This window comes from Pseudomonas sp. NMI542_15 (assembly GCF_021283425.1).
Classification (GTDB): domain Bacteria; phylum Pseudomonadota; class Gammaproteobacteria; order Pseudomonadales; family Pseudomonadaceae; genus Aquipseudomonas; species Aquipseudomonas fortuita.
Map to the genome: position 1 here is coordinate 118,043 of NZ_JAJSRO010000014.1, position 19,352 is coordinate 137,394.

Here is a 19,352-nt window from a genome sequence, read left to right on the forward strand (position 1 = left end):
CTGTCCGGTTGAGGAGCAATTCAGGCTGATTTCACTGCGTATTGCGCTCCAGGCCCAGCGCTTGCGGGGTCGCTGGCAGGCGCTCGACCACGCGCAACCGCTCGGGTGCCTGGCTGTCGCGCCAGGCCCTGAAGCGCGCCAGTTCATCGGCCACAGTCTTCAACACCCAGCCCAGCACGGCGATGTCATCCAGAAAACCCACGCCCAGCAACCAGTCGGGGATGGCATCGATGGGGCTGACGAAGTACAACAAGCCGGCCACAATGGTGACCAGCGCTTTGGGGCTTATGGCGCGATACTCGCCGCGCCACCACGCCAGGCACAGCGACTGCAGCAGCTTCACGTCCTCACGCAGCTGGCCGAGGCGCGGGCCTTTGCGGGCCACTGCAAACAGCAGGGCCGGCAGCCGGCCACGGCTTAGCAGGCGCTCGGCCAAGGGCAGGAAACGGGCAAAATTCCAAGGTGCGCTCATGGAGCCTCCAGGCGGAACAGGTTATCCACATTTATTGTGGATAACCTTGTGAACAGGGGTACGTTTCTGACCCCAGGTGCCTGCCAGGCAAGGGCCACGGTCAGATCGGGCGTTTTTTACACAGCCGTTTCAAGCCGTGGATGCCGGACCGCAAACGATTTGCGTCAGAAACATCCTACATCTACACACTGCATTTTCTCGGACAGTATCAGTTGTCGCAGGTTCGTCCAATCGCCAAAAACGAAAACGCCCCGTCAGAACGGGGCGTTTGGCAAGCACCAGCCAGTGTTACTTGGCAGGTGCTTCAGCTGGAGCCTCGGCTTCCGGCTCAGCGCCTTGCAGTTGGGCCGGGTCCTTGATGGCGATCAGTTCCAGGTCGAACACCAGTACCGAGTTTGCCGGGATCAGCGGGCTTGGGCTTTGTGCGCCGTAAGCCAGTTCAGCCGGGATGAACAGTTTGTACTTCTCGCCGACGTGCATCAACTGCAGGCCTTCAACCCAACCCGGGATCACACCGCTGACTGGCAGATCGATCGGGCTGCCACGCTCCACAGAGCTGTCAAACACCTTGCCATCGATCAGCTTGCCTTCGTAGTGAACAGTGACCACGTCGGTCGGCTTGGGCTGCGGGCCATCGGCCTTCTTGACCACTTCGTACTGCAGGCCCGAGGCAGTGGTGACCACGCCAGGCTTCTTGGCGTTTTCTTCGAGGAACTTCTTGCCGGCCGAGGCGGCTTCTTCGCTGGCCTTGGCCAGACGCTCTTCGGCACGTTTCTGCAAGGCGGTGAACGCCTCTACCAGCTCTTCATCCTTGATGCGTTGCTCTTTCTTGCCAACCGCGTCTTCGATGCCCAGAGCGACCGATTTCGAATCAAGGTCTTCCATGCCTTCCTGAGCCAGGCTCTTGCCCATGTTCAGGCCGATACCGTAGGAGGCTTTCTGCGCCGGAGTCTTCAGCTCGGGGCTGCTGGCCTGTTGATCACAGCCAGCCAGTACCAGGCCTACCAGGGCAACCGCAGCCGCCAAACGATGCTGTTTCATGCTAATTCCTTGTTCATGCGCCATAAGGGCAATCAGGGTAAAGCCGCGAGCTTAGCAGGCGGCCATGACCAATGGCTACCGGCATAGGAGCGGGTTTCACGGACTAAGTTCAGTAGGCAGTGCGCTTCTTCACAATCTTCCGAGGCAATGGCCAGTATTGACCATTCGCAGCGACAGCGCCTCGCAGCCAACAGCCTTTTTAAACAACAAAAGGCTCAGCGAGCAAGCCGAAAAACCTGACATTTCTGCCAGTAGCGCCGAACTCGAGCCTGCTTTCCAATGACCAGGCAACGTAATTTGCCAAATCTGAGTGACCCGCCATTGCGGCCGCGCGCTCTGCATGTACCCTTTTCAAAGGAAATGTCATGAACGCCTCACGAAAGCCTAACCGTTCAACCCTGTTCCCCTCCGGTCCGGCCCCATCATCTACTCCATTGCCGAAGGCGCCGATCGATCAACATTATGGCGTCGGCGGGCTTGCATGTATCTTCGAAAAGGCAACTGGGTCTCGCGCCGATAGTAATGGGGTCATCAATAGCAGGACATGCCGTGGGCGCAGTTATGTAATGGGTAGGAGTAGCAACCCCAATACCGATGAGTTCAAGGTCTTCGTGGCTTGCTTGAATGAACGCGGGGGGTTGGATAGCGGCTTCCATGGCGATGGCGTCTTCGATTTCAATCAGGTACCAAAAGCTGCCTACAGCAGGCTGAGCGGCCTCGTTGAAGATGCTGCAGGGAATTTACTGATCATTGCCCGCGTGGAGGGCGTGGAGGGTGAATCAACAAGTCACCTCTGGAAATTGACTGCCTCGGGGGAACCGGACCTCACATTTGGCCAAGGCAAAGGATTCGTAGATATTCGTGATGTGATCAAAGAAGAGCTGCTGCTAGAACACGTGGCACTGGCGAAAGATCGAATTTTCGCCAGTGGGTTGCGTCGCGGGCCTCAGATGTTCGAACCGGTGGTGATCGCGCTCGACCTCGAAGGCGCGCTATGGAAGCGTTTTGCGACTGATGGCGTCCTTGATGTGCTCAAGCTGATTCCAAATGCCCAGGATCACATCATCGATGGTATTGCCAGTTTCACGCTCCCCTCTGGCCCGGAGCGTCTGCTACTACCCCTTTACCTGATGCGCAACGGCGATGCGTACAGCGTCACTACGGCCTTGACCCTCGACGGAAAAATGGATGATGCCTTTGGCGATCATGGCCAGCATTGGTCGGACCCTTGGGTGATCAACAATGGCTTTTCAGTGGATGCCATCTCTCAACGCTTCAGTTTTTATGGCGAACTTTACTCCCTCGATGCAGATATCAGCCACCCGACTGTTTACCGCATCGACTATTCCGGCAAGCCAGCCAAAGAGTTCAATGACGGCAACGTTTTGGTATTCGACCGCCCCGGAGGCTGGTACGCAGGCGTCGAGGTAGCGAGCGGCCTGGTCGGCTATGGCATGTTCTACACCCACTCTCTTGCCTTTCGCTTCACCTCGGACGGCAAATTTGACACCATCTTCGTCCCTCCTCACGGTTATGGCACGTTCGGCGCTCATCTACCCGAGGACGGCTTCTATACATCGACGGGGTCGATCGCCCTCGATACACCTAACCAACGCCTGTTGCTCAGTGGCCGTGACGAAGAGGACCGAGGCTCCACTGTGCCTTGTGTGATCGCGGTCTCCTTGCGGGCTACGTGATTGCTACCGGGGTGATCCGTGCGAGCGTTTCTCAGCTGGAAACGCTCAACGGCCACGATGCTCACGGATACGACTGCTCCCGATATTGCGCCGCCACCTCACGCAGCACCTCGCATACCCACTGCCCCGGCAGGCTCTGCGGCAAGGCCGCATTGCGGCAGATGCCAACCGAGCCGCCGGGCTCGCGCACGCCCAGGTCAAGCTCGACCAGCTCGCCTCGGCGCAGGTCGAGCAGCACGGCATCGCGCGGTGCCACCCACAGGCCATCACTGCCCAGCACGTAACGCCGGCTCAAGGCCAGCGACAAGGTCTCCAGGCGCTGCGCCGGCATCTGGATGCCGCATTGCACAAACAGGCTGTCGGCGTGCTGGCGGATGGTGGTCCCGGCGGGCGGCAGCACGAGCGGGTAACGCCCGACCTGCCCCCGCTCGACGGGCGTGCTGGCCAGCAGCGGGTGGCCCGGGCGCACCACCAGGCTCATCGACTCGCTGTACAGGTGTTCGAACGACAGCCCCTGGATCTGCGGGCTGTCAGTCATACGCCCGACCACCAGTTCCAGCTCGCCCAGGCGCAGTTGACCGAGCAGCTGCGCGCTGACCCCGGTGGCCACGCTGATGACCAGCGCTTCATGGCGCTGGTGCATGCGGCACAGCACTTCGGGCATGAGCAGGCCCTCGACCGTCGACAGCACGCCAATACGCACCTGCGACGGCGCCCGCGCTTCACCGCGCAGGCTGCTGACGCCATCGCGCAGGGCTTGCACGCTGGGCCCGGCATAACGCATGAAACGGGTCCCGGCCGGGGTAAGCTCGACGCCCTGCCGGCTACGCGCGAACAGGCGCGCTTCCAGCAGGTCTTCGAGCTCCTTGAGGGTCTTGGAGATGGCCGGCTGACTGATGGCGAGCACGTCGGCAGCCCTGGCCAGGCTGCCCTGCCGGGCAATCTCCAGGAAGCACAGCAGGTGGCGGTATTTGATGCGGGTGTCGAGGTTCATGGTTTAAAGCTTACCGCATCAGGATCTTCATCGCCTGGGAGACCGAGCGCCGCCCGCGCGGCGCTCGATTTCCCAGGCGACGAAAATGCAACGGCGAACAACTGCCGAGCCCCCGCAACCTCTCAGCCCACCGCCAACTCCACAGCCTCACCGTTCAAGCGCACCGGCCACACCCGCAACCTCTGCCCGCCATCCTCCAGGCACTCCCCGGTCTGCAGGCTGAAATGCTGCTTGTACAACGGCGCTGCGACCACCAGCTCGCCCTGCACACTGCCCACCAGCCCGCGGCCGATGATGTTGGCACCGGACCGCGGGTCACGGTTGTCCACCGCATACAGCGGCTGCGCCTGCCCCGGCAGGTAGAACAGCGCCACTTGGGCCCCGTCCAGCCACACTACCACCCCAGAGTCGGGCACCAGGTCTTGTGCCAGGCACACCGCTTGCCAGTTCGCGTGGGTTTTCACAGCAGCATTGGACAGGTTCATCAGACAGCCTCCTCGACAGTAGCAATGAGGTGCAGCGGTGCAGCGGGCCGGCGTTGTTCGCGTTCGCGCACAAAGTGCACGTCGGGGTCGGCACGCCGGTCATTGACGAAAGTGCGAAAGCGCTTGAGCTTCTCCGGGTCGTTGAGCGCGTTGGCCCATTCGCACTCGTACTGGTCGACCACATGCTGCATCTGCGCTTCCAGCTCGCTGGCCAGGCCCAGGCTGTCGTCGATGATCACCTGCTTCAGGTAGCCCAGCCTGCCATCCAGGTTTTCGCGCCACACCGAGGTGCGCTGCAGCTTGTCGGCCGTGCGGATGTAGAACATCAACACGCGGTCGATCAGCCGCACCAGGGTTTCGTCGTCCAGGTCGGTGGCAAACAGTTCGGCATGCCGTGGGCGCATACCGCCGTTGCCACACACGTACAGGTTCCAGCCCTTGTCGGTGGCGATCACGCCGATGTCCTTGCTCTGCGCCTCGGCGCATTCCCGGGTGCAGCCCGACACTGCAAACTTGAGCTTGTGCGGGCTGCGCAGGCCCTTGTAGCGGTCTTCCAGGCGCAGGGCCATGGCAACGCTGTCCTGCACGCCGTAACGGCACCAGGTGCTGCCCACGCAGGATTTCACCGTGCGGGTCGACTTGCCGTAGGCATGGCCGGTTTCGAAGCCTGCGTCGATCAGCTCGCCCCAGATCAGCGGCAGTTCGTGCAACTGGGCACCGAACAGGTCAATGCGCTGACCGCCGGTGATCTTGGTGTACAGGTCATATTTTTTGGCCACCTGGCCGATGACGATGAGCTTGTCGGGGGTGATTTCACCCCCGGGAATGCGCGGCACTACCGAGTAGGTGCCGTTCTTCTGCATGTTGGCCATGAAGGTGTCGTTGGTATCCTGCAACGGCACCAGCGCGGGGTCCATGATCGGCTGGTTCCAGCACGAGGCGAGGATGTTGCCCACCGCCGGCTTGCAGATGTCACAGCCAACGTGGCCCTTGCCGTGGCGTTCGAGCAGCTCGCTGTAGGTGCGGATGCCCTCCACCCGCACCAGCCCGTACAGTTCCTGACGGGTGTAGGTAAAATGCTCGCACAGGCTTTTGTCCACCGCTACGCCGCGGGCGGTCAGCTCGTGCTCGAACACTTGCTTGAGCAAGGCCGCGCAACCACCACAGCCGCTGGCGGCCTTGGTGCAGCCTTTGACCGCAGCAAGGTCGCTGCAGCCGCTGTCGATGGCCGCGCACACCGCGCCCTTGCTGACGTTGTGGCACGAGCAGATGGTTGCGCTATCGGGCAGCGCATCGGCGCCAAGGGCCGGTGCACCACCGCCTTGGGGCAGGATCAGCGCTGCAGGGTCGGCTGGCAGGGCAATACCGTTCTGGGCGTACTGCAAGAGGGTGTCGTAATACGTGTTGTCCCCGACCAGCACCGCGCCGAGCACGTGCTTGCCGCTGGCGTCCACCACCAGCCGGCGGTAGGCGCTGTTGGCTTCGTCGATGAAGCGGTAGCTGCGTGAACCGGCGGTGGCGCCATGGGCATCGCCGATCGAGCCGACATCCACGCCCAGCAGCTTGAGTTTGGTCGACATGTCCGCGCCGGTGAACGCTACCGCCGCCTCCCCCATCAGTAATGCGGCCAGGTTGCGCGCCATGCTGTAGCCGGGGGCGACCAGGCCGAACACGCTGCCGTTCCAGGACGCGCACTCGCCAATGGCGAAGATGCGCGGGTCGCTGCTGCGGCAGTGGTTGTCGATTACCACGCCACCGCGCACAGCGATATCCAGGCCGCAGCCACGGCCCAGGGCATCCTGTGGGCGGATACCGGCGGAGAACACGATCAGGTCGGTTTCCAGGTGCTCGCCACCGTCGAAGTTCATGCGGTAGCGGAATGCTTCACCGGTGCTGATCGACTGGGTGGCGCGCGACAGGTGCACGCCAACGCCCAGCGCTTCGATCTGTGCCTTGAGCGCGGCACCGCCCTCGCCGTCCAGCTGAACCGGCATCAGCCGTGGGGCAAATTCCACCACGTGGGCTTCCAGGCCCAGCGACTTGAGCGCATTGGCGGCCTCCAGGCCCAGCAGGCCACCACCGACCACCACGCCACGGCGGGCACCAGCGGCTGCGGCGCGAATGCCATCGAGGTCGTCGAGGGTACGGTAGACCAGGCGGGCATAGCCACTGGAGCCTTGGATCGGCGGCACGAACGGGTAGGAGCCGGTGGCAAGGACCAGTTGGTCGTAGCCATAGCGCCCCTCGGCGGTGACGACCTCGCAGCGCTCACGGTCGATTTCCAGCACGGCCTCACCGAGGTGCAGGTGCACGCCGTTGGCGGGGTAGAACTCGTGTTCGCACAGGGCCAGGGTCTCGGCACAGCTGCCGCCGAAGTACTCGGAAAGGTGCACACGGTCGTAGGCACGTTGGCGCTCTTCGCCGAACACCCGCACCTCGAAGCGCTGCAGGGCGCCGCGGCTGACCAGTTGTTCGACGCAATGGTGGCCGACCATGCCGTTGCCGACGATGACCAGTCGCTCTCGTTGCCCGCTGCTCGCTGTTGCCTTCATAAGCCGATCCTCGATCAAAAAAAAAGCGCCTGGAGCCGAAGCTCCAGGCGCCTTTGCCTGTATTCATCACGGTGTGCCCCCAGGTTGATCGCCGTTGATCAGTGGGGCTTGTTGTAGTGGAGGTAAAGCAGGGAATGTGCCAATTACTTTGCCTGTACCGGCCTCTTCGCAGCACAGGGCTGCTCCTACAGGAGCACGCGATCCCTGTAGGAGCAGCCTTGTGCTGCGAAGGGGCCCCACAGGCGATCAAAATGCACAACCGGGGTGCACATCAGCCCATCCCGGTGCACTCAGTACACATCCCGCCGATAACGCTTGGCCTTGCTCAACCCTTCGACATAGGCAGCCGTCTGCGCCTCATCCATCCCGCCATGCTCAGCCACAACCGTGCGCAACGCCGCATCTACATCCTTGGCCATGCGCTGCGCATCGCCACACACATAGAAATACGCCCCCGCCTCCAACCACTGCCACAGCTGGGCGCCCTGTTCGAGCATGCGCTGCTGCACATAGACCTTAAGCGCCTGATCCCGCGAGAACGCCGTGTCGAGCCGCAAGTGCCCTGCTTTCTCCCAAGCCTGCAACTGTTCGCGGTAATAGAAGTCGGTAGCGGCGTACTGCTCACCAAAGAACAGCCAATTCCGCCCTTTTGCGCCCCGCGCCTCCCGTTCTTCAAGAAACGCCCGGAACGGTGCAACGCCGGTACCTGGGCCAACCATGATCACCGGCACGCTGTCGTCCTCGGGCAGCCGGAAGTGCTTAGATACCTGCGGGAAAATGGCCACCTTCAACGCTTGCGCACGGTCGGCGAGGAAGGCCGAACACACCCCCTTGCGCTCGCCATAACGCACGGTGGAGACGGTCAGGTGAACCTGGCCCGGATGGGCCAACGGGCTGGAGCTGATCGAGTAAAGACGCGGCTGCAAGGGCTTGAGCAGGCCAAGCCAGTCGGCCAGCGGCAGCTGTTGGGGAAAGGCGCGCAGCACATCGGCCAACTGCCGGCCGCACAGCCAGTCCTGCAGCTCGGCCTTGCACTCCGGCCGCAGCAGGCGCTGCAGGTCCGGGCTACTGCCAGCGAAGGCCTGCAGTTGCTGACCGGTGACCTTGGCGATCTCCAGGTGCGTTTGCAGGGCTGCGGCCAGGGGCATGGCAGGCTGGCCCTTGAGCTCGACCAGCGTCTGGCCATCGAGCTGCATCAGCGCCAGCAGTTCGTCGACCAGGGCCGGGCAATTGCGCGGCCACACGCCCAGGGCATCGCCGGGGGCATACCTGAAGCCGCTACCGCTCAGGTCGAACACCAGTTGCCGAGTTTCCTTGCTGGCACCGGGGCCGTTGAGCAGGTGGTTTTCCAGCAAGGTGGCAGCCCAAGGTTGCTGTTTGCTGTAGGCCGGCATGGGTACGGGGTGGCTCGCCGGCTGCGGTGCAGCGGCACTGCCCAGCGTGGGCAGCAAGGCGTCTAGCCACCCCGCGAACGCTGCGTCAAAGTCCGGCTCGCAGTCCACCCGTTGCAGCAGGCGACGCCCACCCAGTTCGGCCAGGCGTTGGTCAAGCTTGCGGCCAAAGCCGCAGAACTGGTCGTAACTGGAGTCGCCCAAGGCCAGCACGGCATAGGGCAGCTCGGCACAACAGGCGCCCTCCTCGCCCTGCAAGGCCTGCCAGAATGCCGCCGCGCTGTCGGGCGCGTCACCATCGCCAAAGGTGCTGGTGATCAGCACCACGCTGGCCGCGCCCTGCAGTTGGCTTGGGCTGACCGCCTCCATGCAACTGAGCTGCACATCAAGGCCGGCACCGCGCAGGTGTTCGGCACAACGCTCGGCCAGCAGCTCGCCGTTACCGGTCTGCGAGGCCCACAACACTTGGTGCCGTGGGGCCACCAACGCTGCAACGGGCAGCGCCGCCGGCTGAGCGAACAGCCCGGCCAGCAAGCCGTCGATAAACAGCCGGCGGTTGCCTGCCAGTGGCGCACTGGCAGGCAGGCTAGGCACGCCCTCGGCGCGGGCCTGCTCCAGGCCCAGCAGGAAACCCTGCAGGTAATGGCGCTCTTCTTCTGCCAGCACCGGGGCTGGCAGTGTGTCCAGGCCAAGCAGACGGGACAGGGTGGCAGTGGGCATGCGGACTGGCTCCAGAATGGCAGTGTGCAGCTCAAGGGCGTCGATACGCTCGCCGGCGACCCGCTGCAGGGCCACGGCGCAGTATTTGAAAGCCGGCTGTAGCGACAGTGGATCGACCGCATCGCAGGTCACGGCATTGATTGCCAGTTGCTCACCGACCAGGTCGTTCCAGTGAAACGGCGCAAAGCAGTTGCCTGGCAGCACCCGGTCGCTGATTCGCACCGGTAGCACGGCTTGCCCGCGCCGCGAGCGGATGGCGACCTGGTCTTTTTCAGCCATGCCCAGGCGTGCGGCGTCGTCGGGGTGGACCTCGACGAAAGGGCCAGGCTCCAGCTTGTTCAGCGCCGGCACCTTGCCGGTCTTGGTCAGGGTGTGCCACTGGTGCTGCACACGGCCGGTGTTCAGCACCATGGGGTAGTCGTCATCCGGCAATTCTGCTGCCGGCAACCAGGGCCTGGCGAAGAAACGCGCCTTGCCACTGGCGCTAGGAAAGGCCAGCGCCGGGCGATCGCCCTGGGCATCGTGCAGCAGCGCCTGGCTGCTGCCGTCGTTCAGGTAGCGCAATGGGCTGCGGTCGCTGCCATGGCCGGGTGCACAAGGCCACTGGTGTGGTTGCCGGCGCAGCTCGGCGTAACCGATGCCGCGCAGATCGTAGCCCGTTGCGGGGTTATGGAAATGGCGGATTTCTTCATACACCGCTTCGGCATCGGGGTAGTCGAAGGCTTCGGCGTAGCCCATGGCGCAGGCCACCCGGGCGATGATCTGCCAGTCGGGCAGGCTTTGCCCGGGCGGCTCGACGGCGCGCGGCATCAGGGTAAGGTTGCGTTCGCTGTTTATCATTACACCCTCGCCTTCGGCCCACAGCGCGGCCGGCAGCACGATGTCGGCGTAGCGGTTGGTTTCGGTGTCGAGGAAGGCATCCTGGGTAATCACCAACTCGGCCTGGCACAGGCCATCGATCACCTGCTGACGGTTGGCGACGCTGGCCACCGGGTTGCTGCAGATGACCCAGCACGCTTTCACTTCACCCGCGTTCATCTGCTCGAACAGTGCCACCGTGCCCTCGCCGCCTTCACTGCGCAGGCTGCCGGGTGCCAGTTGCCACTGCTGCTCGACAAACGCGCGGTCGCCCTCCACCAACGCCGAGCGCTGGCCTGGCAAGCCGGGCCCCATGTAGCCCATTTCACGGCCGCCCATGGCGTTGGGCTGGCCGGTCAGCGAGAACGGCCCGCTACCGGGGCGGCAGATGGCGCCCGTGGCCAGGTGCAGGTTGCAGATGGCGTTGGTGTGCCAGGTACCGTGGATGCTTTGGTTCAGGCCCATGGTCCAGCAGCTCATCCAGTCGTTGGCACTGCCGATCCATTCGGCGGCCTTCATGATGTCGCCCACGGCCAACCCGGTGATGGCCGCCACGCGCTCCGGGCTGTAGTCATCGAGGAAGGCTGGCAGTTCGTCCCAGCCTTCGGTGTGGCGGGCAATGAAATCGCGGTGGGTGTGGCCATTACGGTGTAGCAGGTGCAACAGGCCGTTGAGCAAGGCCATGTCAGTGCCGGGGCGTACCTGCAGGAACAGGTCGGCCTTGTCGGCGGTGGCGCTGCGCCGCGGGTCGACCACGATCAGCCTGGCGCCGGCCTTGACCCGGTCGAGCAGGCGCAGGAACAGGATCGGGTGGCAGTCGGCCATGTTGGCGCCGATCACCAGGAACACGTCGGCGTGCTCGAAGTCCTGATAACTGCCAGGTGGGCCATCGGCGCCGAGCGACAGCTTGTAGCCACTGCCGGCGCTGGCCATGCACAGGCGCGAGTTGGACTCGATGTGGCGGGTACGGATAAAGCCTTTGGCCAACTTGTTGGCCAGGTATTGAGCTTCCAGCGACATCTGCCCCGACACGTAAAGCGCCACAGCGTCGGGGCCATGCTGGTCAATGATGCCGCGCAGGCGTTTGCCTGCGTCGGCGATAGCCTGATCCATGCCAGTGCGCGCCGGCTGCTGGCTGCGCTGCTGGCGCACATAGGCGTCTTCGAGGCGGCCGGCGGCCGTCAGCGGCAGGTGCGCGGTCAGGCCTTTGGTGCACAGCCGGCCAAAGTTGCTGGGGTGCTGCTTGTCGCCACTGACCTTGACGACTTTGCCATCGGCAACGCTCATGACGATGCCGCAGCCAACGCCGCAATAGGGGCAGACGCTGCGTACTTCGCTATTGGCCATGGGCGGGCTCCTGTTGAAAAACGCAAAAAGGCGCCGGCTGCCCCGCCTTGCTGAGCAAGTGGGGCAACACGGCGCCTTTGTCGTGAGTTTTTATGGGCTGTCGACGTTGATAGCCCGGGATGAAGGGAGATCAGCAATTTATGGGCCAGCCATACCGGCCCTTTCGCGGGCACGCCCGCTCCCACAGGGCTATCGCAAGGCCTGAGGGGCGTGCCGTACCTTTGGGGCGGGCGTGCCCGCGAAAGGGCCGGCACAGGCTGTGCACCATGCGGTGGCAAGCCGGTACCCGCTGGCGCTATGCTGGGGCAAATTCCAGCATGAGCAACTACCCTCCCCCCATGTCCCAGGTGATCCTCAAATCCCCCGCCCAACTCGACCTGATGCGCCGCGCCGGCCAGCTGCTGGCCCAAGTGTTCGCCGACCTCGACCGCTTCATCGGCCCCGGTGTGACCACCATGCAGATCAACGACCGCGCCGAAGCGTTCATCGTCGACACGCTCAAGGCGCGGCCAGCGAGCAAGGGCCAGTACGGTTTCCCCTACTCGCTCAATACCTCGGTGGACCACGTGGTGTGCCACGGCATGCCCAAGGTCGATGAAGTATTGAAGGAAGGCTCGATCATCAACGTGGACATCACCCTCGAACAGGGCGGCTATATTGCCGATTCGTCGAAGATGTACAGCATCGGCAAGATCAGCGATGAAGCCCGGCGGTTGGTCGACACCACCTATGACGCGCTGTGGAAGGGCATTGAGCAGGTGCGCCCCGGGGCTACGCTGGGCGATATCGGCCATGCCGTCCAGGCCCATGCCGAGGCAGCGGGCTACAGCGTGGTCCGCGAGTATTGCGGGCATGGTATCGGCCAGCAGATGCATGAAGGGCCTGAAGTACTGCACGTTGGCCAGCGTGGCATGGGCATGAAGCTGAAACCGGGGATGGTGTTCACCATCGAGCCGATGATCAACCAGGGTGGACGCGGAACGCGCACATTGAAGGATGGCTGGACGGTGATTACCCGTGACCACAGCCTGTCAGCGCAGTGGGAGCATACCGTGGCGGTGACTGAGGACGGGTTTGAGGTGCTGACCTTACGGGAAGAAGAGCGCCGTAGCTGAAATCGCAGACACAAAAAAAGCGACCTTAAGGTCGCTTTTTTTGTTACTTCCGGGTGTTCAGTGGGCCCTGGAAGTGGAATATGGCGCAGCGGACGGGACTCGAACCCGCGACCCCCGGCGTGACAGGCCGGTATTCTAACCGACTGAACTACCGCTGCGCTATACATCGAGTGGTGGGTGATGACGGGATCGAACCGCCGACCCTCTGCTTGTAAGGCAGATGCTCTCCCGGCTGAGCTAATCACCCATGTCTCTCGGTGTGGCGCGCATTCTACGGGCGACTTTGCGCTCTGGCAAGCACTTATCGAAGTTTTTTCAAACTTCGCGCCAACACCAGAATTCAGGCACAAAAAAAGCGACCCTAAGGTCGCTTTCTCTGTTACTTCCGGGTGTTCAGTGGGCCCTGGAAGTGGAATATGGCGCAGCGGACGGGACTCGAACCCGCGACCCCCGGCGTGACAGGCCGGTATTCTAACCGACTGAACTACCGCTGCGCTATACATCGAGTGGTGGGTGATGACGGGATCGAACCGCCGACCCTCTGCTTGTAAGGCAGATGCTCTCCCGGCTGAGCTAATCACCCTTCGTCTCGGTGTGGCGCGCATTCTACGGACGACCCCGCACCCTGGCAAGCACTTTTTAAACTTTTTTCAAAAAAAACCTCATGCCTTTCAAAGACCTAGCGTTGCCGGTGGTTTCTTTTATGCATAAGCCACTGCTGGCCCTCTGACAGGGTTGGCCTCAGAGCTCCGCTCGGAGAATAATGCCCGCCTTATGCATTAAGGAGAGTTACCCCTCATGTGGTTCAAGAACCTGCTGACCTACCGCCTGACCCAGGAAGTCCCGTTCGAGCCTGAAGCGCTGGAAGCCGCACTGGCCAGCAAGCCGGCCCGCCCCTGCGCCAGCCAGGAGCTGACCACCTATGGTTTCGTCGCGCCGTTCGGCAAAGGCGAAGACGCTCCTCTGGTGCATGTCAGCGGCGAGTTCCTGCTGATTGCCGCCCGCAAGGAAGAACGCATCCTGCCTGGCAGCGTGGTCAACGACGCGGTCAAGGAAAAGGTCGAAGAGATCGAGACCGAGCAGATGCGCAAGGTCTATAAAAAAGAACGCGACCAGATCAAGGACGAAATCATCCAGGCCTTCCTGCCGCGTGCGTTCATCCGCCGCTCGATGATCTTCGCCGCCATCGCCCCGCGTCTGGGTGTGATCCTGGTCAACTCGGCGAGTGCCAAGCGTGCCGAAGACCTGCTGTCCACCCTGCGTGAAGTGATGGGCTCGCTGCCGGTGCGCCCGGCCACGGTGAAGGTTGCGCCAACCGCCACCATGACCGACTGGGTAAAAACGCAGCAAACCGCCGAAGGCTTCTATGTACTGGACGAGTGCGAACTGCGTGACACCGCCGAAGACGGCGGCATCGTGCGTTGCAAGCGCCAGGACCTGACCGGCGAGGAGATTCAGCTGCACCTGAGCACTGGCAAGGTGGTAACCCAGCTGGCCCTGGCCTGGCAAGACAAGCTGTCGTTCATTCTGGACGATAAAATGGTAATCAAGCGCCTGAAGTTCGAAGAGCTGCTGCAGGAGCAGGCCGAGCAGGACGGTGGTGATGAGGCGGCGCAGCAGTTCGATGCCAGCTTCCTGCTGATGATGATGACCTTTACCGAATTCCTGCCGGCGCTGTTCGAGGCGCTGGGTGGGGAGGAAATTCCGCAAGGGGTCTGAGGTGGTTTGAAGGACTGGTGCTGGCCTGAGGCACAACTTCAGCCAGTATCGACCCCTTCGCGGGGCAAGCCCGCTCCCACAGGTACATCACAATGCCTGAAGGCTGTGATGTACCTGTGGGAGCGGGCTTGTCCCGCGAAGGGGCCAGTAAGATTCATAGTGCTATAAAAAGAAAAGGAATTGCCCCATGCGCGCCCTCGCCGCCTTAAGCCGCTTTGTCGGCAATACCTTCGCCCTGTGGGTGCTGGTGTTTGCCGTGCTGGCCTTTCTGCAACCGCAATGGTTCATCGCCCTGAAGGTCGCCATTGTGCCGCTGCTGGGGCTGGTGATGTTCGGCATGGGGCTGACCCTCAAGCTCGACGACTTCGCCGCCCTCGCCCGCCAGCCGTGGCGGGTGATGCTGGGGGTCGTCGCGCACTTCGTGATCATGCCCGGCATGGCCTGGCTGCTGTGCCAGCTGTTCCACCTGCCGCCGGAAATTGCCGTGGGCGTGATCCTGGTCGGCTGCTGCCCGAGCGGCACGGCATCCAACGTGATGGTGTGGCTGTCCCGCGGAGACCTGGCGCTGGCAGTGGCGATCGCGGCAGTAACCACCCTGCTGGCACCGCTGCTGACCCCGGCGCTGATCTGGTTCCTGGCGTCGGCCTGGTTGCCGGTGTCCTTCATGGACATGTTCTGGTCGATCTTGCAGTTGGTGATGCTGCCGATCGTGCTCGGCGTGCTGGCCCAGCGCCTGCTCGGTGCCCGGGTTCAGGCGGCGGTGCAGGTACTGCCGCTGGTGTCGGTGGTGAGCATTGTGATGATCGTGTGCGCGGTGGTGGCTGCCAGCCAAGCGAAAATCGCCGAGTCGGGGCTGCTGATCATGGCGGTGGTGATGCTGCACAACAGCTTCGGCTATTTGCTGGGGTACCTGACCGGCAAGCTGTGCAAACTGCCGCTGGCCCAGCGCAAGTCGCTGGCGCTGGAGGTGGGCATGCAGAACTCCGGGCTGGGGGCGGCACTGGCGGCGGCGCACTTTTCGCCACTGGCGGCGGTGCCGAGTGCTTTGTTCAGCGTTTGGCACAATATTTCCGGGGCGTTGTTGTCGACCTGGTTCCGGCGCATGGATGAGCCTGAGACTGAGGCTGAAGGGATCGAACCGGCCAAGCATTGATGTCTGCCTGTGCGGGCCTCTTCGCGGGTACACCCGCTCCCACAGGTGCTGCGCAAGGCTTGATACCTATACGGTCCCTGTGGGAGCGGGTTTACCCGCGAAGAGGCCGGCACAGGCTTGCCCTGAAACCTGCAGGTGTGCACCATAGTGCCCACGGTGAGGACGGCCTCACGACGCACCGCGTGACCATTCCGGGGACGGCCCCATCATTTAAACGATGGAGACACTCACATGTCCTGGATCATCCTGTTCTTCGCCGGCCTGTTCGAGGTCGGCTGGGCCGTGGGCCTGAAATACACGGACGGCTTCAGTAAACCGATTCCCACCGTACTCACGGTCGGCGCCATGGTCATCAGCCTGGGCTTGCTCGGCCTGGCCATGAAAGAACTGCCGCTGGGCACCGCCTATGCCATCTGGACCGGTGTTGGCGCAGTCGGCACTGTCATCGCCGGGATCATCCTGTTCGGCGAGTCCATGGCCTTGGTACGTCTGGTCAGTGTGGCGCTGATCGTCTGCGGCCTTGTCGGCCTGAAAGTCAGCGCCAGCTGACCCTGCCTGGCTAGCGCAGGTCACCGCGCAGGCGGCTGACCTGCTCGCGCAACAGCTCAGGCTGCGCTGCCTCCACCGGGATGGCAGCGCCCGCCACAATGGTTACCCGCGACCACAGGCGCCTGAAAAAGCCCTTGGCCGGGTCACGGCTGAAGAAACTGCCCCACAACCCCTGCAAAGCCAGCGGAATCACCGGCACCGGCGTTTCTTCGAGGATGCGCTTGACGCCGCCTTTGAACACATCGATCTCGCCATCGCCGGTCAACTTGCCCTCCGGGAAGATGCACACCAGCTCACCAGCAGCCAGGTACCCGGCAATGCGTGCGAAGGCCCGCTCGTAGGTGGCGGGGTCTTCACTGCGCCCGGCAATCGGGATGGCGCCTGCGGTGCGGAACACGAAGTTGAGCACTGGCAGGTTGTAGATCTTGTAATACATCACAAAGCGGATCGGCCGGCGGATTGCTCCGCCCAGCAGCAATGCATCAACGAACGACACGTGGTTGCACACCAGCAGCGCCGCGCCTTCGTCGGGGATGCGCTCAAGGTCGCGGTGCTGCACGCGGTACATCGAATGGCTGAGCAGCCAGATCAGGAAGCGCATGGTGAACTCGGGCACGATCCTGAAGATGTAGGCGTTGACCGCGATATTAAGCAGCGACACCACCAGGAACAGCTGCGGGATGCTCAGCTCGGCAAGCCCCATCAGGATGATGGTAAGCACCGCCGACATCACCATGAACAAGGCATTGAGGATGTTGTTGGCCGCAATCACCCGGGCGCGCTGGTCTTCGGCCGTGCGGGCCTGAATCAGCGCATACAGCGGCACAATGTAGAAGCCACCGAACACGCCCAGGCCGACGATCGACAGCAGAATCCACCAGGCCTGGCCCATGCCCAGCAGCGCCAGCCAGTCGTGCGACGCCGCTGCAACCGGCACATCGCCGGAGTGCCACCACCAAAGCAGGCCGAACAGGGTCAGGCCGAACGAGCCGAACGGCACCAGGCCGATCTCCACCTTGCGCCCGCTAAGCCGTTCGCATAGCAACGAACCCAAGGCGATGCCCACCGAGAACAGCGTCAGCACCAAGGTCACCACCGTGCCATCGCCGTGCAGCCAGTCTTTGGCATAGGCCGGGATCTGCGTGAGGTAGATGGCCCCGACAAACCAGAACCACGAGTTACCCACGATCGAGCGCGACACAGCGGGCGGCTGCCCCAGGCCCATGCGCAGAATTGCCCACGACTGCCTGAAGATGTTCCAGTCCAGCGCCATGTTCGGCGAGGCGGCAGCGGCCCGCGGGATCCAGCGGCTGGCCAGGTAGCCGAGCACCGCAGTGCCGACCACACCGCCGGCCACTACCGTGGCATAGCTGTCGGCCGACATCATGACCCCGGCACCGATGGTGCCGGCAAGGATGGCGAGGAACGTGCCGGTTTCCACCAGCCCGTTGCCGCCGACCAACTCCTGCTCGCGCAGGGCCTGCGGCAGGATCGAGTACTTCACCGGGCCGAACAGCGCCGAGTGGGTTCCCATGCCGAACAGCGCCACCAGCATCAGCGCCAGGTGGTTGGTGATGAAACCGAGCGCACCGATTGCCATGATGACGATCTCGGCCAGCTTGATCGCACGGATAAGCGCGTCCTTGGCGAACTTCTCACCAAACTGCCCGCCCAGCGCCGAGAACAGAAAGAACGGCAGAATGAACAGCAAGGCGCACAGGTTGACCCAGATCGAACGGTCACCGTCACCAAGGCTGAGCTTGAACAGGATCGCGAGGATCAGCGATTGTTTGAACAGGTTGTCGTTGAAGGCACCCAGCGACTGGGTGATGAAAAACGGCAGGAAGCGCCGCTTGCCGAGCAAGGTGAATTGCGAGGAGTGACTCATCGTCCTTGGTCCTGAGGGCTTTTCAATTGGAGGCGCGCCGGGCACGTCAGGCCACAAATCTGCATGGCAAATGCCTTGGCTGGCAAGCCTACACGCTTTTTGCAGAAGCAGCCGGGGCACTCCTGCCGAGGCCACATGTGGCTTATGCTTGTGCCCGGCAAACCAGAACAACAAGGACGTGGTAATGCTAGCTGCCCTGAAACGCTACCCGGACACCGTACGCCTGCTGCTGCTGACCACGTTCACCCTCACTGTCGCCCGCGCCCTCACCCTGCCCTACCTGGTGGTGTACCTGGCCGACAACTTCCAGCTACCGATCAGCCAGATCGGCCTGCTGATCGGTGGCGCGCTGATCATCGCCTCGCTGCTGAGCCTGTATGGTGGCCACCTGGTCGACACCGTGCGCAACCACACGCTGGTCAGCGCCAGCACCCTGCTGTTCGCCCTGGCCTTCGTCGCCGCGGTCGTCAGTGAATCGGCGCTATTGTTCTTTTTGTGCCTGGTGCTGATCAACCTGGCGCTTGCAGTGGTCGACATCGCCGCCAAGGCAGGCTTCTGTGCCTTGCTGCCAGTGGAAGCGCGGGCCGAGGTGTTCGCCATCAAGTACACCCTCAGCAACGTCGGCTACGCCGCCGGCCCGCTGCTGGGGGTCGCCATGCTGGAACTGGACGACCACATGCCGTTCATCGCCTCGGCCCTGCTAGGCCTGGGCATGTGCCTGGCCTACTGGCGCCTTGGCGACCGTGACCTGCAGGCGAGCGCACCGGACAAGCCTGCGGCCGGCTTCGGCCAGGTGGCGCTGGGGCTGGCGCGTGACCGCCGGCTGGTGTATTTCACCTTGGGCGGGGTGCTCAGCGCGGTGGTGTTCGGCCAATTCACCGCCTACCTGTCGCAGTACCTGGTGGTCACCAGCAGCCCGACGGAGGCGGCGCGGCTGGTCGGCTACCTGGTCACCACCAACGCAGTGACGGTGATTGCCCTGCAGTACCTGATTGGCCGGCGCATCAGCCGCCAGCACCTGATGCCCTGGTTGCTGGCCGGCATGGCCCTGTTCATCGCCGGGCTGCTGGGCTTTTCGCTGGCAGGCTCGGTGCTGGCGTGGTGCCTGGCGATGCTGGTGTTCACCCTGGGCGAGATCATCGTGATCCCTGCCGAATACATGTTCATCGACCTGATCGCGCCGGAGCACTTGCGCGGGGTGTATTACGGCGCGCAGAACCTGTCCAACCTCGGGGCGGCGCTGGGGCCGGTGATGGTGGGGTTTGCGCTGGTGCACCTTTGGCCGGGGGCAATTTTCTACCTGCTGGTGTTGTCGGTGTTGCTGGCGGGGGTGTTTTACGGGTTGGGCACCCGAAAAAAATGATGTTTTGT

General features: G+C 63.0%; 13 protein-coding genes and 4 tRNA genes. 6 read left to right on the forward strand and 11 right to left on the reverse strand.

Annotation, left to right across the window (positions count from 1 at the left end; translation table 11 throughout):
- Nucleotides 1–31: 31 nt before the first annotated feature.
- Together LU684_RS19725 and LU684_RS19730 are read right to left on the reverse strand one after the other, a co-directional pair.
- The gene (locus LU684_RS19725; protein ID WP_016485308.1) at nt 32–472 is read right to left on the reverse strand and encodes a YkvA family protein; all 441 of its coding nucleotides are present in this window, start codon (nt 470–472) and stop codon (nt 32–34) included.
- Nucleotides 473–760: 288 nt separating this feature from the next.
- The gene (locus tag LU684_RS19730) at nt 761–1,513 is read right to left on the reverse strand and encodes an FKBP-type peptidyl-prolyl cis-trans isomerase (protein WP_016485307.1); all 753 of its coding nucleotides are present in this window, start codon (nt 1,511–1,513) and stop codon (nt 761–763) included.
- 365 nt (nt 1,514–1,878) lie between these two features.
- Between LU684_RS19730 and LU684_RS19735 the strand changes: the two genes are divergently transcribed.
- Complete coding sequence (locus LU684_RS19735; protein WP_232894946.1) at nt 1,879–3,210, forward strand: hypothetical protein; 1,332 nt, start codon at nt 1,879–1,881, stop codon at nt 3,208–3,210.
- A gap of 61 nt (nt 3,211–3,271) precedes the next feature.
- On the opposite strand, the gene pcaQ is transcribed toward LU684_RS19735, so the two are convergent.
- The 4 genes from pcaQ to LU684_RS19755 form a co-directional block, all read right to left on the reverse strand.
- Nucleotides 3,272–4,204, reverse strand: coding sequence for a pca operon transcription factor PcaQ (gene pcaQ / locus LU684_RS19740; RefSeq protein ID WP_016485305.1), 933 nt, complete (start codon nt 4,202–4,204; stop codon nt 3,272–3,274).
- 122 nt (nt 4,205–4,326) lie between these two features.
- Complete coding sequence (gene nirD / locus LU684_RS19745; protein WP_016485304.1) at nt 4,327–4,689, reverse strand: nitrite reductase small subunit NirD; 363 nt, start codon at nt 4,687–4,689, stop codon at nt 4,327–4,329.
- Nucleotides 4,689–7,241: a nitrite reductase large subunit NirB gene (nirB, locus tag LU684_RS19750; protein WP_232894947.1), complete on the reverse strand. Its 2,553-nt coding sequence runs from the start codon at nt 7,239–7,241 to the stop codon at nt 4,689–4,691. Before nirB ends, nirD begins: the two co-directional genes overlap by 1 nt.
- Before the next feature lie 290 nt (nt 7,242–7,531).
- Entirely contained in the window at nt 7,532–11,557 is a 4,026-nt protein-coding gene (locus tag LU684_RS19755; RefSeq protein WP_232894948.1) for a bifunctional nitrate reductase/sulfite reductase flavoprotein subunit alpha, read from the reverse strand.
- Between the two features lie 317 nt (nt 11,558–11,874).
- Here LU684_RS19755 and map point away from each other — a divergent pair, with 317 nt between their 5' ends.
- Nucleotides 11,875–12,672, forward strand: a complete 798-nt coding sequence (map, locus tag LU684_RS19760) for a type I methionyl aminopeptidase (protein WP_232249004.1) — start codon at nt 11,875–11,877, stop codon at nt 12,670–12,672.
- An 81-nt stretch (nt 12,673–12,753) separates the two neighbouring features.
- On the opposite strand, the gene LU684_RS19765 is transcribed toward map, so the two are convergent.
- From LU684_RS19765 to LU684_RS19780, 4 genes are all read right to left on the reverse strand, one after another.
- Nucleotides 12,754–12,830 (reverse strand) — tRNA-Asp (locus LU684_RS19765).
- Nucleotides 12,831–12,843: 13 nt separating this feature from the next.
- Nucleotides 12,844–12,919: transfer RNA gene (locus LU684_RS19770), tRNA-Val, on the reverse strand.
- A gap of 170 nt (nt 12,920–13,089) precedes the next feature.
- Nucleotides 13,090–13,166, reverse strand: a tRNA-Asp gene (locus LU684_RS19775).
- Between the two features lie 13 nt (nt 13,167–13,179).
- Nucleotides 13,180–13,255 (reverse strand) — tRNA-Val (locus tag LU684_RS19780).
- Nucleotides 13,256–13,470: 215 nt separating this feature from the next.
- Here LU684_RS19780 and rdgC point away from each other — a divergent pair.
- From rdgC to sugE, 3 genes are all read left to right on the forward strand, one after another.
- Nucleotides 13,471–14,391 carry a recombination-associated protein RdgC gene (gene rdgC, locus LU684_RS19785; protein ID WP_016485300.1) on the forward strand — a complete coding sequence of 307 codons (921 nt, stop codon included), beginning with the start codon at nt 13,471–13,473 and terminating at the stop codon, nt 14,389–14,391.
- A 187-nt stretch (nt 14,392–14,578) separates the two neighbouring features.
- Nucleotides 14,579–15,544, forward strand: a complete 966-nt coding sequence (locus LU684_RS19790; RefSeq protein WP_016485299.1) for a bile acid:sodium symporter family protein — start codon at nt 14,579–14,581, stop codon at nt 15,542–15,544.
- A 231-nt stretch (nt 15,545–15,775) separates the two neighbouring features.
- On the forward strand, nt 15,776–16,093 hold the full coding sequence (sugE, locus tag LU684_RS19795) for a quaternary ammonium compound efflux SMR transporter SugE (RefSeq protein ID WP_012270979.1): 318 nt from the start codon (nt 15,776–15,778) through the stop codon (nt 16,091–16,093).
- A gap of 10 nt (nt 16,094–16,103) precedes the next feature.
- Here the strand turns inward: sugE and LU684_RS19800 are convergent, their stop codons facing one another.
- Nucleotides 16,104–17,981, reverse strand: coding sequence for an MFS transporter (locus LU684_RS19800; protein ID WP_232894949.1), 1,878 nt, complete (start codon nt 17,979–17,981; stop codon nt 16,104–16,106).
- 184 nt (nt 17,982–18,165) lie between these two features.
- On the opposite strand from LU684_RS19800, the gene LU684_RS19805 reads away from it, so the two are divergent.
- Nucleotides 18,166–19,344, forward strand: a complete 1,179-nt coding sequence (locus LU684_RS19805; RefSeq protein WP_232894951.1) for an MFS transporter — start codon at nt 18,166–18,168, stop codon at nt 19,342–19,344.
- Nucleotides 19,345–19,352 lie beyond the last annotated feature (8 nt).